This window comes from Bacillus sp. V2I10 (genome assembly GCF_030817055.1).
Classification (GTDB): domain Bacteria; phylum Bacillota; class Bacilli; order Bacillales; family Bacillaceae; genus Bacillus_P.
In genome coordinates this window covers 1,599,644-1,615,848 of sequence record NZ_JAUSYV010000001.1, presented here as the reverse complement: position 1 = coordinate 1,615,848, position 16,205 = coordinate 1,599,644, and the positions used below count along the sequence as shown (strand labels likewise).

At 40.5% G+C, this 16,205-nt stretch carries 13 protein-coding genes; 2 read left to right on the top strand and 11 right to left on the bottom strand.

Annotated features, from left to right (window positions below):
* Positions 1-1,525: 1,525 nt before the first annotated feature.
* A complete protein-coding gene (locus tag QFZ72_RS08110; RefSeq protein ID WP_307431695.1) occupies positions 1,526-2,539 on the bottom strand; it encodes a DUF3231 family protein in 1,014 nt (337 codons plus the stop codon).
* A gap of 199 nt (positions 2,540-2,738) precedes the next feature.
* On the opposite strand from QFZ72_RS08110, the gene QFZ72_RS08105 reads away from it, so the two are divergent.
* The gene (locus QFZ72_RS08105; protein WP_307431689.1) at positions 2,739-3,416 is read left to right on the top strand and encodes a site-specific integrase; all 678 of its coding nucleotides are present in this window, start codon (positions 2,739-2,741) and stop codon (positions 3,414-3,416) included.
* Positions 3,417-3,608: 192 nt separating this feature from the next.
* On the opposite strand, the gene ald is transcribed toward QFZ72_RS08105, so the two are convergent.
* From ald to QFZ72_RS08080, 5 genes are all read right to left on the bottom strand, one after another.
* Complete coding sequence (gene ald / locus QFZ72_RS08100) at positions 3,609-4,727, bottom strand: alanine dehydrogenase (RefSeq protein WP_307431686.1); 1,119 nt, start codon at positions 4,725-4,727, stop codon at positions 3,609-3,611.
* Positions 4,728-4,904: 177 nt separating this feature from the next.
* Positions 4,905-5,663 (bottom strand): SDR family oxidoreductase, encoded by a 759-nt coding sequence (locus tag QFZ72_RS08095; RefSeq protein WP_307431683.1) that lies wholly within the window; start codon positions 5,661-5,663, stop codon positions 4,905-4,907.
* 1,492 nt (positions 5,664-7,155) lie between these two features.
* Positions 7,156-7,326, bottom strand: a complete 171-nt coding sequence (locus QFZ72_RS08090; RefSeq protein ID WP_307431680.1) for a hypothetical protein — start codon at positions 7,324-7,326, stop codon at positions 7,156-7,158.
* An 86-nt stretch (positions 7,327-7,412) separates the two neighbouring features.
* On the bottom strand, positions 7,413-8,789 hold the full coding sequence (gene argH, locus QFZ72_RS08085) for an argininosuccinate lyase (protein ID WP_307431677.1): 1,377 nt from the start codon (positions 8,787-8,789) through the stop codon (positions 7,413-7,415).
* Entirely contained in the window at positions 8,786-9,997 is a 1,212-nt protein-coding gene (locus QFZ72_RS08080) for an argininosuccinate synthase (RefSeq protein ID WP_307431675.1), read from the bottom strand. Before QFZ72_RS08080 ends, argH begins: the two co-directional genes overlap by 4 nt.
* Positions 9,998-10,182: 185 nt before the next feature.
* On the opposite strand from QFZ72_RS08080, the gene QFZ72_RS08075 reads away from it, so the two are divergent.
* A complete protein-coding gene (locus QFZ72_RS08075; RefSeq protein ID WP_307431672.1) occupies positions 10,183-10,494 on the top strand; it encodes a hypothetical protein in 312 nt (103 codons plus the stop codon).
* Between the two features lie 61 nt (positions 10,495-10,555).
* Here the strand turns inward: QFZ72_RS08075 and QFZ72_RS08070 are convergent, their stop codons facing one another.
* From QFZ72_RS08070 to QFZ72_RS08050, 5 genes are all read right to left on the bottom strand, one after another.
* A complete protein-coding gene (locus tag QFZ72_RS08070; protein WP_307431669.1) occupies positions 10,556-11,071 on the bottom strand; it encodes a MogA/MoaB family molybdenum cofactor biosynthesis protein in 516 nt (171 codons plus the stop codon).
* Positions 11,058-11,912 (bottom strand): EcsC family protein, encoded by an 855-nt coding sequence (locus tag QFZ72_RS08065; RefSeq protein WP_307431665.1) that lies wholly within the window; start codon positions 11,910-11,912, stop codon positions 11,058-11,060. Before QFZ72_RS08065 ends, QFZ72_RS08070 begins: the two co-directional genes overlap by 14 nt.
* 98 nt (positions 11,913-12,010) lie before the next feature.
* Positions 12,011-13,426: a Na+/H+ antiporter NhaC family protein gene (locus QFZ72_RS08060; protein ID WP_307431661.1), complete on the bottom strand. Its 1,416-nt coding sequence runs from the start codon at positions 13,424-13,426 to the stop codon at positions 12,011-12,013.
* Between the two features lie 142 nt (positions 13,427-13,568).
* A complete protein-coding gene (locus tag QFZ72_RS08055; RefSeq protein WP_307431657.1) occupies positions 13,569-14,756 on the bottom strand; it encodes an acetate kinase in 1,188 nt (395 codons plus the stop codon).
* Positions 14,757-15,140: 384 nt separating this feature from the next.
* Positions 15,141-16,133 (bottom strand): class I SAM-dependent methyltransferase, encoded by a 993-nt coding sequence (locus QFZ72_RS08050; RefSeq protein WP_307431654.1) that lies wholly within the window; start codon positions 16,131-16,133, stop codon positions 15,141-15,143.
* Positions 16,134-16,205: the final 72 nt, after the last annotated feature.

The following is a 16,205-nucleotide window of genomic DNA, read 5'->3' as shown; positions in this document are numbered from 1 at the left end:
GGTAGGGTCTCCCGAGTTGCCGTATCATATCAATGTGTAACGTGCCAAGGTCTCTGACTCCAGAGAGGTTTTATCCATCTTGCCCTTAACGAAGAATAAAATGTAGCTTTCTGCTGCAGGTAAGGCATCAGCCCTCTCGATTTACTAACATTATGGAGCTCAATCCCTTCAACCACTTGGCTTTCGGCCCGCTGTCGGGTAGAAAACAAGCGCGCGCAATCAATTATGATTCACGTTTCTTGTAGCCCCCCTACGATCCCGGACGGTCGGATTTCCCGAGTCCGGTTCTGACCTTGGATTAATCACCTACAAGCCTTCCCATACAACCGCAGGATTAAATGTCGGTACACATATTCCCCCATCATTTGTAGGTTTACTTGTAAGCTAGTTTAAACATACTTTATAGCTCAGAGTCTATAATGCTCAAACATTCCAAGTGCCCAGAGGTCCTTTGCCCTATCAAAGGTGTTACCTTGATAGGAGTGTAATTTCCTTACACTTAAGAAGGCATTACCCTTCCATCATTGCTACTACGACCTCATGCGCCAATCCTAAATCATCCTACCATTTTCTATTAGCCTCTTATATGATAGGTCTTTATTGGTTAGTACCTTCCCAATTTGAAGTAGGACCTTCCCGTTGTTATCTCTGAAAATCTTTCCACAGATGCCAGAACCCATACCCCGGCTGCTCTTACGGTGCTTTTGACCGTTTCTTCCCGTAAGACATCGGTCTTCCCCCGTTAGGCAAAGGTCGACGCTAAGCAAAACATCCCTCGAACAGTTTCTTTGAGGGGCGTAGATTTCGGGATTGCAGTATTCGTTAAATCCTTCTGGCCTCTGTGTTTGCTCGCCACACAGACTGTTCCGACCTTATCCTCTCTGTGTAAAATAGGCCGCCGTGACTTTTACTTCCAAGCAGAACGTAGTTCGTTACCTCCCCACGCATTGGATATGCTAGTCATCCGAATCGGTCAATTGATGACAGGAGACTTTCACTCCATAAGATTTTCAGCCTTGACGGCTGCTCCACCTAGCTGTCTACGCTTAAAGACTAAAGTTACCTTTAGCCCTCCAAGACTCGCTACGAGCGAATGGCTAGTTCTTACTCGACGGGAATCCCACCCGCTATATGATACGACCTAGGCTCGGCCGCACACCTGCTCCGTTACTTTAAGTACATTCCTTCACAATCTCTATTTTTAACATAAATCTTCAAATTAACTGCTAAGTGTTGTTCAATTATATGGCCAGATTGTTGATCAAACTCTTGAAACAACTCTTCAATAATCCTGCCCGATTGCTTAATACCAATTATTTCAAAATTAGGTGATTAACTCAATCTTTTATTCCAGTAAAAAGGACACTTACCTTTTACAGATAAGCGCCCGATTACGGATTAAAAATAATATATTTCTTTTTCAGCCTAATTTACATAAAGCGACTTATTAGGCAATGAAAAAGGATCTTCGGCTGAAAGATCCTTTTGTACTGTTTCTTAAACTAACGCATTTTTAGCTTTATTACTACGAGTTTATCAACTTATCTCTGTTTGTCACAAGCGGAGGTTGTTCCAGCCATTTCTTTTCAACCACTATATCAAATGTGTCTTTGGCGTACATCATTACCTCTGCAATAATTTTACTATATTGAGCTGTAAGATCTGTTCTCATCGATACTGACAAGGCGTGTGAAATTAAGCTGATGTCCACTGAATTTAATACATTTATCATAGACATGATAAGTTTGTCTGAAAATGGTGATACAGTAGAATCAGTTACTTCCATGTTCACCGTCACCGTACCGAGGAGATCTTCTTTCATTAGTAAATTGTTAAAAAATGAAATTTGTTTTTCACTGATAATTTTCCCTCTAATAATGTGATCCTTCAGTTTCTTGTCCTTTATTACTTGAGCAAATCCGAGCATGATAAGAATTGAGAAGTAATTTCGCTCAATGTTAAAAAATATCTCGGACAATTCAATTGCATTCAACGGACGCTTTTTGCCAATAATACCGGAAATAAATGATTCCTTCTGGACAAACTCGATTTCTTTTGGGTACTCCATTTTAGGTGGACGATCATAAATGCCTTTTGACAACATCATCTTGACTGCTTTGCCGAACATCTCGGTAGATGTATGAATACACTCTGTAAAAAAGTCGAGCACATCAAGTCGAACGTTGTTAGAGGCAGTATAACTAAAATTAATCATTCCTAGCCGATTCATCATGTAAATGTAACTCAGGGTAAACACATCGTGAAATAGCGGAGGGGCAGACAAATTGACATCACCTTCTGAAAAAGCCGCGGGAAATGGGAAGTTTTCAGCAAGGAATATATTTTTCATTTTGTCTAATCGCCCTTGAGATATTTGCAATGCCTCTTTTGTTAGAGGTATGATTTCCTCATCTTGAAGATGATGCAAAAAATATGTAAGGAAACAAGTGCTCATACTCTCTTGAATAAAAACGCCCCAAAGCCCACCGATTTCGGTACATGTCAGTTCTATATTTGTTGACTTTTTCTGAGGTTTCAATTTAAGAATCCTCCTCAAAATATTTTTAGGCTTAGTATCTCATACTGATACATTAATTAACCTTTATGTTTTAAAAAAGAATAAAACTAATTGGGGAAGTTAGTTAAAAAATGTATATGATATACATTTCAAGTTAATATAATGCCAATTTTAGGAAGATGGCAAAAACGCCAAACCTTATGGTTCAAGGTATTGGTATTTGTTCATTTTTATCGTTTATGCTGAATTTTTTAGAGGACCTCTGAAATTGATTCCTCCCGGATCTAATCTTCTTTTCACGGAAAGCACACAAGATAAAGAAGCATATTTCTTTTTGTTTCTAACACTTATTCGAACGGGATTGAGAAAAGGAGAGGGTATGGCTCTTCAGTGGGAAGATATTGACCTGGACAGAGCAGAGTTAACTGTCAATAAAACATTGTTATATCACCTTAGTAGTGATGAAGATGCTTTCGAACCACCTAAGACAGATTCGTCATATAGAACAATAAAAATAGATCCATACCTAATACAGGAGCTTCGAAAATTAAAGCACCTCCAAAATAAGAGGAAACTCTTATACGGAGACAGATATTCTAAATTGAGTTTTGTATTTTGCAAAGAAGTTGGCAAGCGTTTAAGGGATAGAACAATTCAAACTGCATTTGAAAGGCTAAAGAAAATAAGCAGGGTACCTAATATTAAAATTCACGATCTAGGGCATACTCATGCTGTTATGCTGCTGGAAGCAGAAGTTTCTTTAAAAGAGATTCAAGAAAGATTAGGACACAAGGATATAATGACTACCGGAAATATTTATTCACATGTTACAAAATCAATGGAAGCTAAATCAATTAATAAATTCTCGGAGTATATGGCCGACTCAAACACATTTTAGCAAAGAATGTGGTCAAAATGTGGTCAGTCACCCTTTTTTATTCCCCGAGAACTATGCAATTACCTTATTAAAAATAATAAGGAAAGTAGCGTAAAACCTTATTCCTCTAAGCGTTTTTCAAGTTTCGCTTTAACTTCTTCAAAACCTGGTTTCCAAGTAATGCAAACATCTTTTTAATGTTCTCTTTCTGCATTATTCACCCAGCAGTGCTTTTGCATCTGAATAGGTTAATCCGTGAGATTCCGCAACGGCTTCATAAGTTACAAAACCATTTAATGTATTGAGACCTTTTAAAAGCGATTCATTCTCCAAGCAAGCTTTTTTATACCCCTTATTCGCAATCTGCACGGCATAAGGAACAGTTACATTTGTAAGGGCAATCGTTGATGTTCTTGGTACTGCTCCAGGCATATTGGCCACAGCATAGTGAAGGACGCCATGCTTTTCATACGTAGGATTGTCATGAGTTGTAATTCTGTCTGTAGTAGCAAAAATACCGCCCTGATCGATGGCAATATCAACAATGACTGAACCTGCCGTCATACTTTGGACCATTTCTTCGGATACAAGCTTTGGCGCTCTTGCCCCCGGAATCAGCACCGCTCCAATGACAAGATCTGATTGGCTGACAGCATAACCAATGTTATAGGGATTTGACATAAGCGTGGTGATTTCTTTTCCAAAAATATCATCCAGCTGGCGGAGACGATCCGGATTCACATCGAGCATGGTAACATCGGCTCCAAGTCCGACGGCAATTTTGGCAGCGTTCGTTCCGGCTACGCCGCCTCCAATTATGGCCACTTTCCCGCGCTTTACTCCTGGAACTCCTGACAATAAAATACCCATTCCGCCTTTTGGCTTCTCTAAGAACTGGGCTCCAATTTGCGAGGCCATTCTTCCTGCCACTTCACTCATCGGTGTTAATAGAGGCAGTGAGCGGTTTGGAAGCTGAACGGTTTCATATGCTATTCCAACTACTTTCCGGTCAATCAGTGCACGCGTAAGCTCTGATTCAGCAGCAAGATGCAGATAGGTGAATAAAATTAAGCCTTCACGAAAATGCTGGTATTCAGACGGAAGGGGCTCCTTCACCTTCATAACCATATCCATCGACCAGGCTTCTTCTGGCGAAGGTACAATTCTCGCACCTGCTTCAATATACTGATGATCCGGAAAACCAGAGCCTTCCCCTGCGTTTTGCTCAATATAAACATCATGGCCCGCCTGAATAAGGGGGATGACGCCAGCAGGGGTCATTGCCACACGGTTCTCATTATTTTTAACTTCTTTAGGTATGCCGATTTTCATCGTTTTTCCTCCTGTATCATTTCCAATTCTTCCGGTACTATTTTTAGTATTTCCTTAATTTATCATATGGAAACTTATATAAATTGGAAATGTATTCTAGGAAATGTGCGTTTTTCTTACTATTTTAAATAGATTCCTCAATCTTTTTAAAAAAACCCCAGCTAAGTTGAGGTGACATTATGGTCTTCGGTTCAATACATTGACAGCTCCGGTAGCCTCAATGACAGCTCCTGTAATCATATCTGAATTTTCACTGCATAAAAACGCAATCAGCCTTCCAATATCTTCTCCTGTACCGGATCTGCCAATCGGAGTCTCCGGATCTCGTTTTTCTCTTGCCTGAGAAATAGTCGCTTCCTTCATCTCTCCTGTGATATTGCCAGGGCAGATCATATTTGCTGTAATGCCGTATTCTGCTTCCTCAATGGCAATGGTTTTTGTGAGAGAAGCAAGCCCGGTTTTTGCTGCGCTGAAGGCTGAACGATGGAGCCAGCCGGATGATGAATCAGCTCCTTGAAAACCGTAGGTGATAATCCGCCCGTATTGCTGTTTTCGCATGATGGGAATTACTTTTTTCAAAAGATGAAAGACAGCGGTCAAATTGCCGTCTATCATTTCATGCCATTCCTCATCCAGATAATCAGCCAGTTTTTTTCTTTCAAATATGTAAGGACCGGCATTATTAATTAAACAGTCGATGCGGCCAAACTTTTTGAATGCCTCATCGACTAAATAAAGCAGGTCTTCTTTTTTTGTTACGTCCCCTTTAATAAAGAGCATACGGTCTTCAAGATGTGCATATTGTTTCTTTAGCTGCGCAGCGGCAGATTCATCACTGCGGTAATTAATTGTGACAGAGTAGCCTTTATTCAGGAACAGCTCTGTCACTTTTCTTCCTAAACCTTTTGAACCAGCTGTTATGATGGCATGTCTCAACGTTAAAATCCTCCTCGGTGCACCGGGATATATTATACTTTTTATCTTTTTCATTGTATTGAAATGCAAGCAATCTTACAATACGAAAAGCGGAACTGCCCGTTTAGCGCAGGCAGACAGATAAGAATTCATCCGAAAAGTCCGGGTTTGACTTTTTGGGGGAATTTGTTCTGGCCGAGGAGTTGGGCGGTGGGGCTGGACAATACAAAAAGCGGAAATTCTCCTAGCGCAGGCGACTTGAATCAGCTGAAGGTCATCAATTTACTATTTTGAGGCTTCATACGGATCCTTTTGTTATCCAATTCATCGATTTTTGCTGTATTAGGGCTTCATACGCATCCTATGATTACCCAATTCATTGATTTTTGCTGTTTTGGGGGCTCATACGTACCCTATGATTATCCAATTCATTGATTTTTGCTGTTTTGGGGGCTCATTCGCATCCTTTGATTACCCAATTCATTGATTTTTGCTGTTTTGGGGGCTCATACGTACCCTATGATTACCCAATTTATTGTTTTTAGCTGTTTTGGGGGCTCATACGTACCCTATGATTACCCAATTCATTGATTTTTGCTGTTTTGGGGGCTCATTCGCATCCTTTGATTACCCAATTCATTGATTTTAGCTGTTTTGGGGGCTCATACGTACCCTATGATTACCCAATTCATTGATTTTAGCTGTTTTGGGGTCCCATACGTACACTATGATTACCCAATTCATTGATTTTTGCTGTTTTGGGGCTCATACGTACCCTATGATTATCCAATTCATTGATTTTTGCTGTTTTGGGGCTCATACGTACCCTATGATTACCCAATTTATTGTTTTTAGCTGTTTTGGGGGCTCATTCGCATCCTTTGATTACCCAATTATTGGAGTTTAAGAGTTGGCTTTTTAAGTAATACATCTAATGCAGGCAATTTCTTCTTCCCGCATTGGCGGTTATGGAAGGAGGAGCCTCTTTATTTCAGTCTTTTTCTGCCTTTCGTTGATTGCTGGACAAAGATTTATTCTCTACTTGTATTTTACTACAAGGTCTGCAGCTCCTTCAGCCTTTGATATGCCCGCTTGACCAAATTCTGCTTTTTTGACAATGGCGCTTTATGCAAGCCTTGTTTTTGTTCAGTCTATTTCTGGTGTCAGCGCTTCAGCTGATATGGCGAGATACGCTCGGCTTTTACGCCGGCAATTTTTTTGGTTTAGCCTGACAGGATGCTTTGGGGTTTATAGTGCCTTTTATTATAACCAGCCGAATCCATTCATATCAGCAAGCTCTTTATCCGATTCATCCCAATCATGATGGGTATTTTACTTTGTTCGATTTTATCCATGTTTTCCATTAATTTGAACAATGATGGCAATTGTTTGCGGGTTAATGTATACATTTCATTATTCCTGAACGTTTTTCACCTGCTCTACTGGATCCTCATAAAAACAAGAAAAAAGTCATCATGATTGATGACTTTTTTCTTGTTTTCATGAGGTTTCACTATTCTTTTTCTTCTTCTCTCGGCTGAAGATTTTCCTGAAGGAAATTTTGCTCATATTGCTGCTCAACTACCCCGCTTGAATAAGCATCTATAATCAGCTGTGAAGTTTCATTTTCACCCTCATAATCATAATAAGCAGATTGATTTTTCGGATCTTTTTCTTTTCCCATCGATATCAGCTCCTCGTATTCAGATAGTGTATCTGTACTATCGTTTGTGAAAATGGAGCTGTTTACGATGGTAAAACCTTCAAATTTTACACATGTAATACTTTTTCAGCTTTAGCTATTGCTTCATTAACCTTTGAAAAACCGGTACCGCCATCACTGATTCTTTTTGCAACAGCAGTGTATGGATCGATTGTTTCGAATATATCTGAAGAAAATAAAGAAGATGCATCCTGATATTCTTCGAGTGAAAGATCTTTTAAATAAATGCCATTTTCAATGCAAGTATAAACAAGTTTCCCAACTACTTCGTGTGCTTCTCTGAAAGGCATGCCTTTTTTCGCGAGATAATCAGCAAGCTCTGTTGCATTTGAAAAGTCTTCTGTTGTAGCTTTCTTCATTTTCTCTTTTTTTACTTTCAGCGTTTCGATCATGCCAATAAATATTTGCAGACTTCCTTCTACTGTGCGGACTGTGTCAAACATGCCCTCTTTATCCTCCTGCATATCTTTGTTATATGCGAGCGGCAATCCTTTCAAAGTCGTCAGCAAAGCAAATAAATGGCCATAAACCCGTCCCGTTTTACCGCGAATTAATTCAGCCATATCCGGGTTTTTCTTCTGCGGCATCATTGAGCTTCCCGTTGCGTAAGTATCATCAAGCTCTACAAACTGAAATTCCTGGCTGCACCATAAAATCAGTTCTTCGCAAAAGCGTGATAAGTGCATCATCATCAGGGAGCTGTTGCTTAGAAATTCCACGATAAAATCACGGTCGCTTACTCCGTCAAGGCTGTTTTCATAAATTCCTTCAAACTCAAGCAGTTCAGCAGTTAAGTGACGATCAATCGGAAACGTTGTCCCAGCAAGCGCCCCGCAGCCGAGCGGGGAAATATTTATCCGCTTTAAGGATTCATCAAAGCGCTGTTTATCCCGCTCAAGCATCCAGAAATAGGCTAAGAGATGATGAGCAAACGAAATCGGCTGTGCACGCTGAAGATGAGTATACCCAGGCAAAATCGTTTCTACATTCTCCTTTGCTTTTTCTAAAAGCGTCTGCTGAAATGCTGTAATCAGCTGGGTAATTTCCTTTACATGATTTTTCAAATAAAGGTGCATGTCTGTAGCAACTTGGTCGTTCCGGCTTCTGCCGGTATGCAGTTTCCCTCCGACAGGTCCGATTTCATCAATAAGCAGCTTTTCAAGATTTAAATGTATGTCTTCATAATCAACTGAAAACTGAAGTTCTCCGTTTTCAGCTTTTTCTTTTAAGAGAAGAAGGCCTGTTTTAATTTGCTCGGCTTCAGCAGGTTCGATGATCCCGCATTGTCCGAGCATATGAACATGCGCAAGACTTCCCTGAAGATCTTCTAGAACGAGTTCTTTATCAAATGAAATGGATGCTCCAAATTCATCCACCCATTTTTCAGGTGTTTTTTGAAAGCGGCCACCCCACAGTTTTTTCATATATTCACCTTCTTTTTTCCCTGTACCATGCTGCTTACTTTGGTAGGAAGTCCATAAAGCGAGATGAACCCAACGGCTGCCTGATGATCAAATGAATCCTCTGTTGTATATGTTGCAAGCTTTTCATCATAAAGAGAGTATACAGATTTTCTTCCTTCAACAATGGCATGACCTTTAAAGAGTTTTACCCGAACCGTTCCTGTTACATAAGTTTGTGTCTCTTTCAGGAATCCAAGCAGGGCATCCTTGAGCGGCGAAAACCATAAACCGTTATAAATAAGCTCTGTCAGCTTCATTTCAATAACAGGTTTAAAGTGTGCCACTTCTTTTACTAAAGTCAGATCTTCTAATTCTTTATGAGCTTTAAGCAGCGTAATTGCAGCCGGACATTCATATACTTCACGCGATTTAATTCCAACAAGGCGGTTCTCTACATGATCAATTCTTCCGACACCATGCTTGCCTGCAAGTGCATTTAAATGAAGAATTAAGTCTGCAAGAGGATACGCAGTACCATTTAAGGAAACCGGCACACCCTGTTCAAATTCGATCTCCACCATGTCAGGTGAATCAGGTGTATTCTCAATGGAATTTGTCAGGTCATATGCTTCTTCGGGAGGAGCTGCCCATGGATCTTCAAGAACTCCGCACTCATTGCTTCGGCCCCATAAGTTCTGATCAATTGAAAACGGACTTCCAAGATTAATTGGAATCGGAATATTATTTTCCTGTGCATATTGAATTTCTTCCTCACGCGACCAGCTCCACTCGCGGACTGGAGCAAGCACTTCAAGGTTAGGGTTCAATGCTTTAATAGATACTTCAAACCGAACCTGATCGTTGCCTTTTCCCGTACAGCCATGTGCAACTGCTATGGCATTCTCCTGCTCAGCAACCTCTACAAGCTTTTTAGCTATCAACGGACGTGACAGGGCAGATATAAGCGGGTATTTCCCTTCATATAAAGCATGTGATTGAAGAGCAACCAATGCAAATTCATCAGCAAATTCCTTTTTAGCATCTATTACGTATGATTTAGAAGCTCCGACCTGCAGCGCTTTGCTTTGAATAAATGCAAGGTCTTTTCCTTCACCGACATCCAAACAGCATGCGATCACTTCATACCCTTGATCCTGAAGCCACTTGATTGCTACTGATGTATCTAAACCGCCTGAATAAGCCAACACTACTTTTTTATTTATATTCAACTTAATTTCCCCTCTCGGATGTATAAATATTAATTTTAATTTATATCTATTCATTTGATAAATACCACTTTAACAAGTTATTCATAGTTTTTCAATAGTTTTCTCAAAAATTTTTATGAAATAATCGTGAATTTTATGCACGTGTCATGTAGAATAAAGGAAAGCTTACGCACGGGGGAATGACAATGAAACATTTTCGTTTTAGCGAGCGGCTTGGAATCAATCTTCCAAACCTCGAAATGGCGTGGGAAAGAATTCACCCCCTTGAACAGGAAGAGATCCTGATGCAATGGGAAAAGATCCGGGGGAGCATACCGGACCAAATCGCAAAAATAGAAAAACAGATTAACGCGAAGCAGGATGAACTGAACAATGAAGAGGATTTTTCAAGATCCTGCAGGCTTAACGCCGAAATATCCGAGCACGCATCTATTATTAACGATTTATGGCTGTGGTTCAGACTTCATCAGCATGTATCAGATCGTGTGCATTATTAAGGTATAGATATCGGATAATTATGCATAAAAAAACATCACCTGAGACGGTGATGTTTTTAAGTTATTTCAGATCTTTATTAACTTCTCTTACAACATGTCCCAATTCCGGAATGATCAGCTTTTCCATTGCCAGTTTAACAGCACCCGCCGAACCTGGCATAGAGAAGATAACTGTATCATCTGAAACGCCGCCTATAGCTCTGCTCAGGATGGCTGATGATCCAATGTCCTCCTGGTAGCTCAGCATTCTGAACAGCTCTCCAAATCCTGGAATTTCTTTTTCAAGCAAGCTCTGAACTGCTTCAATAGTAACGTCTCTTTTTGCAATTCCAGTGCCTCCATTTAGAAGGATCACGTCAATCTCACTCGATTTGCACCCGCTGTTAACAGCGCTTTTAATTAACGTTTCTTCATCAGGAATGATTTCATATTGAACAACTTCATGACCTGCTTTTTTAATAAGTGCTGAGATTAGCTGACCGCTTTTATCCGTATCTGCCGTTCTAGTATCGCTTACCGTTATAATTTTGCAATATACCTTTGAAGGTGCCTGCAATTTATGTTCAATTGAACTCATAATCGGCATCCTTTTTTTCAAGCAGCAGCCTGTAGCGGTAATATTGATGGGCGAAATCTGTAATTTGTCTTGTCAGCTGGTAATTGATGCCGGCCCCAATGGCCATGCCGATCAAGGGAATACCGCCAATCATCTTTTTTCGCAGCATGGATATGGCTGATACTTTTACAAGCTGTTTAAGTAAATGATCAATACTCGCCAGATTTGCAAGCTTGTCTTCTCCCTCATAAAAAAACGGATTTTCATCTTTGTTATTCAGGTCTTCTGTCAGAGCAACCCATTGCTTATAGCGCAGATGCTTGGGAAGAAGTGAAGCATGGTAAACTTTTAAAGATGTCATCATTTCAAAAGGAGAATTCACTTCATAGCCGTAGCTTAGAGCCGTCATTTGTACTGCACGCAGGTTTAACAGCATTTGAGCTGGAAGATCAATCCCCATTAATAGGAATCCCCCTGTCCCTGCTAAACCGCCTTGAACGAATGAATAAAGACGATGCTTGGACAATTGTAAATCTGATATGTAATGCAGCTGCTCTACACTGAGTTTTTTTAGGTCATAAATGTGGTGAATGTCTTCATCAAATGTTTTTGCCGTCATGAGCAGCTGCTGTCTTGCATCATGCTGCACATGTGAGTTTTGAATGAAAGAATGCAAATGAAAGAGGATATCGTCAAACTTATCGAAGAATTTCCGTTTGATCGGCTCTGGAATGCCGTTAAGCTTTCGGTTTAGCCACTTGTCATACGTGCGGCCAAAATCTGAACGAAGATCCTCCCCCAAGTGCTGTTCCCACACTTGTATTTCTGCAAGCAACTGACTTTCCCGATTTGATAGCGTCATATTCCTTCCTCCCGTTTCAGACTCTCCATTATTTATTTAATTATATCATATTGGATCGTACAGATTCATTGATGGCAGTAAGCTGCTTTTTGCTCGCATCAATTTAATAAGAGACCTGCGGCAACATATAATATGGCTGCAGCTGCACAGCCGACTGCAGTAAAATTCAATTTATAGCGGGCATACTCTACAACAGGCATCTCGAGGATTGAGGCAGTAGTAATAGTAGTATCTCCTAGCGGCGAGGTCATGGCGCCAAATGCCCCGCTTGCAAATACTGCACCCACTGTAAGCGGTATGGAAGCACCCGAAGCGACTGCAAGTGTCATGCCAAGCGGCATAAATAATCCCCAGGTCCCCCAGGAAGATCCGATAAAATAACCGACAGCAGAGCCAAGCAAAAAGATAATGGCCGGCACTAAGGAAGCAGGCAGAACGCTCCCAAGCGTCAAACTGATGAAATCAGAAAAGCCAATATCCTCGGCTGAAAGGGACAGGGCCCATACTAGAATGAGAAGGATAATCGCCTGCATCATCTGATTGCCGCCGTCATAAAAATGATAGAGCGTTTCTTTCAGCGGGACACGGCGTATGCTGTAAAACAGAAAGGTAATCACCAGTGTCAAGAAGACAGCAAGCAGCATAACAAAGGTTGCATCCGCTTTAGCAAAAGCTTGAAAAACGGTGTTTCCGCCCTTTTCAGTGCCATCCTGCCAAAGAAGAAACATTGATAGTCCAAGAAGAAAAAATAAAGGGACAATTAAATGCCAGGGTTGGGCTTTTACTTCTTCCAGCTCTTGCTTAAGACCTATTCCATGATAAGGGTGCTCTTCTGCCGCTGCCTTTTGGCTTTTTGCCCTGCTCTGTTTTTTTGATTTTCTGAACGTGCTGATCAGTCCAAGAAAAAGCATGACAATTGCAAAGAAGTTAAAAGGTATGCTTGAGAGGTAAATTTGATAGGGATAGAGATCCAGGTGATTTCTTTCAATTCCGCCCTCTACCAGTGAAAGCATAAAGCCAGTAAATGCAGTGCCTGCAGGCAATAAAACAATTGTAGAAGCAGTTGAAACATCCATCGTAAAACCAATTTTTTGTTTTGACAGCTCGCTTTTTTCCATAAGCGACTTAATGACTGGCCCGATCATCATAATCCGAAACATCGGCATCATGAAGGTAAAGGGCAAAGACAGCCAAATAATGCTTAGCAGTCCCCGCTCTGACTTTACCTTCTTTCCGACCCACTCTGAGAACCCTTTAATTCCTCCGGATATTTTCATCATTCCGACTAACCCGCCAAATAAATACAAAAAACCGATAATTTTCATATTTGTATCATCCGACAGCGTTTCAAGCACATAATTCAGTACTTGCTGCAGACCTCCTAAAAGTTCAGCCTTTACAATAAAAGAACCTGCAAGCAGACCAAGCACGAGTCCGGGCAAAATTTCTTTCAGCCATATAGATAGTGCAATAACGATTAAAAACGGAACAAGTGAGAGCCAGGCGTATTCCAAACAGATTGCTCCTTCCTTTCATGCAATTTTTTATTAGTGTGCCAAAAACATAGCATTTCCACTAATGCATTTTGCTTGCATGAAAGGAAGAATTCAAAAAAAGACAGCCATCAATGATGACTGCCTTTCTATCATTCAATTCTTATTTAGCAATGCGTTCAACATCGCGCGCAATCATAACTTCTTCATTTGTCGGAATAATGATGACTTTTACTGGTGAGTGAGGATAGCTTACGAACGCCTCTTCACCGCGAACCTGATTAAGTGCAGGATCCCAGTATACACCCATGAATTCTAATCCGCGAAGTACACGTTCGCGAATATCGATGCTGTTTTCACCGATTCCGGCTGTGAAGATGATGGCATCTACACCTGACATGCGTGCTGCATAGGAACCGATATATTTGTGGATTCTGCTTGCAAATACTTCTAATGAAGTTCTTGCACGATCATTCCCCTCTTCTGCAGCTTTTGTAATGTCGCGAAGGTCGGATGATAATCCTGAAATTCCAAGCAGACCGCTTTTTTTGTTTAAAATGTCCAATACTTCAATTGCAGAATGACCAGTTTTCTCCATGATGAATGGAATTAAAGCAGGATCGATATTCCCTGAACGAGTTCCCATCGCTACTCCAGCAAGCGGGGTAAAGCCCATAGATGTATCAATGGATTTTCCGCCTTCAATCGCAGCAATACTTGCACCGTTCCCTAAATGACAGGAAATAAGACGAAGCTGTTCAATCGGACGGCCTAATAATTCAGCTGCTCTTTCTGAAACGTACTTATGGGATGTTCCGTGGAAACCGTATTTACGAATGCCGAATTTCTCATAATACTCGTATGGAAGGCTGTATAAGAAAGACTGTTCCGGCATTGTCTGATGAAAAGCTGTATCAAAAACAGCTACAGCAGGCACGTTTGGAAGAACCTCTTTAAATGCTTTAATACCGACAACATTAGCCGGGTTATGAAGAGGAGCAAGTTCTGAAAGCTCGTCTATTTCTTTCAATGTTTCAGGAGTAATAAGTACGGAATCATCGAATTTTTCTCCGCCGTGAACAACACGGTGGCCAATTCCTTCAATTTCATCCAGCGAACCGATAATTCCAAGCTCTGTTAATTTAGAAAGCAGAATTTTAACAGCAACAGCATGATCTGGAATATCTGTTGTTTCTGTTATTTTTTCCCCGTTTACTGAAATCGTAAATACGGCTTGCTCTAAACCGATTCGTTCTACAAGACCAGCCGTTAAAACGTCCTCAGCCGGCATCTCGAATAATTGGAACTTCAAAGAAGAGCTCCCTGCATTAATTGCAATTACTTTTGCCATTATGTTTACCGCTCCTTTTTATATAAAGCACTTTGCATATTTAATAAGAAATTGTTCTCTTCCTTATTCTTTACAAATGAACCCGAATATTATCTGACTTTCTCATTTAAACATTGCATGTCAGACATTTCAAGTACATTTCCAGCTTGCAATCGTTTACAGGTTATATTCATTTTATTCTGATTTTTCAAGTGAAGCAGAACCTTTCAGGTTGTTCAAAATTCCATAATGGCAGAGATGAAAATGTGCCCTTTCATTTTTTTTACATCTGCAGAGAGGTGCTCAGCTCAGCAAAAAAACGGGGAGACATCTGCTGTCTTCCCGTTTTTATTCTCAGCTATTTTATTTCAATTTAAAGCAGTAAAATTAATTTTTCATCCTAACTCACTTTTTATTCTCTGTAAACCAGCTGTCGAGCTGTTTCATAATGGACTGCATGGCTGCTTTATCTGAGAACTTGGGAAGTTCGGCAAGCATTGCGTGTTTAGGAGCAGTGACGCCTTCTCCCTTTTTCTGAAGGATAAAAATGCTTTTAGCATGCTGTTTGTCTTTGAACAAAGACTTTGGCAGCTGAAGAAGGCCTTGGACTATGACTTGTTCTTTTAAGTATTCCTTTAGCTTTGGAGCTTCTTTTGATTCAAATAAATGATTTGGCACGATAAAGAAAAGATATCCGCCTGCTTTTGTGTACTTAATGCTTTGCTCAATAAAGAGGTGGTGGGAATAGGAATGGCCGCTGTCAGCCTTGAGTTCAAATTTGTCTGCACCCACATCATTCGGATAATAGCCAATCGGCAAATCACAAATGACATAATCAACAGGATCAACATAGAGGGGTTCCAGAGAGTCCTGATTATAAAACTGAACGGAGTGCTCTCCCAGATTTGCATTTAAAAAAGCAAGTTTTATAAGAAGGTCATCAACTTCTACGCCAAAGCTTTCCGTTTGCTTTTGCTTCAAGTGATTTAGAACAGTTGTTAATAAATTCCCAGTGCCCACAGCTGGATCGAGAAGGGAGATTTCCTTTTGATCTGAAGCAAATTTATTAACTAGATATCCGGTGAACAAGCCCACTGTATCAGGGGTCATTTGGTGATTGGCATGGGCGCCTTCTTTCAGCCCTTTTAAGATAACGAGCTGGAACGCTTTGCGGATTTCTTCTTTTTCATATGAACGGATATTTAATTGCTCATATTTCTTTGCAAGGTTCTTTTTGGCGATTTCGCTCATATCCTCCTGAAGTACTTCATTTTGAAATAAATTCTCTCCAGTTTCGGCTACTGCCTCTATGTATGTACAATTTAATTCTTTTGAAATTAATTCGGCTGATTCGTTCATTAAACTAAACAGCTTCTCTACTTTCGAAACGGCTTGCATGGTCGTTTCCTCCTTCAATGTTCGTATCCCCCATTCTACTGATCAGCTATATATATTTCAAGCCGCAAACCC

What these genes read in the sequence shown, in the direction of transcription:
- ald (WP_307431686.1), bottom strand. Translation starts at nt 4,727, where the DNA reads ATGAAAATCGGCATACCTAAAGAAGTTAAAAATAATGAGAACCGTGTG.
- QFZ72_RS08090 (WP_307431680.1), bottom strand. Translation starts at nt 7,326, where the DNA reads ATGGGAAAAGAAAAAGATCCGAAAAATCAATCTGCTTATTATGATTAT.
- argH (WP_307431677.1), bottom strand. Translation starts at nt 8,789, where the DNA reads ATGAAAAAACTGTGGGGTGGCCGCTTTCAAAAAACACCTGAAAAATGG.
- QFZ72_RS08075 (WP_307431672.1), top strand. Translation starts at nt 10,183, where the DNA reads ATGAAACATTTTCGTTTTAGCGAGCGGCTTGGAATCAATCTTCCAAAC.
- QFZ72_RS08070 (WP_307431669.1), bottom strand. Translation starts at nt 11,071, where the DNA reads ATGAGTTCAATTGAACATAAATTGCAGGCACCTTCAAAGGTATATTGC.
- QFZ72_RS08065 (WP_307431665.1), bottom strand. Translation starts at nt 11,912, where the DNA reads ATGACGCTATCAAATCGGGAAAGTCAGTTGCTTGCAGAAATACAAGTG.
- QFZ72_RS08055 (WP_307431657.1), bottom strand. Translation starts at nt 14,756, where the DNA reads ATGGCAAAAGTAATTGCAATTAATGCAGGGAGCTCTTCTTTGAAGTTC.
- QFZ72_RS08050 (WP_307431654.1), bottom strand. Translation starts at nt 16,133, where the DNA reads ATGCAAGCCGTTTCGAAAGTAGAGAAGCTGTTTAGTTTAATGAACGAA.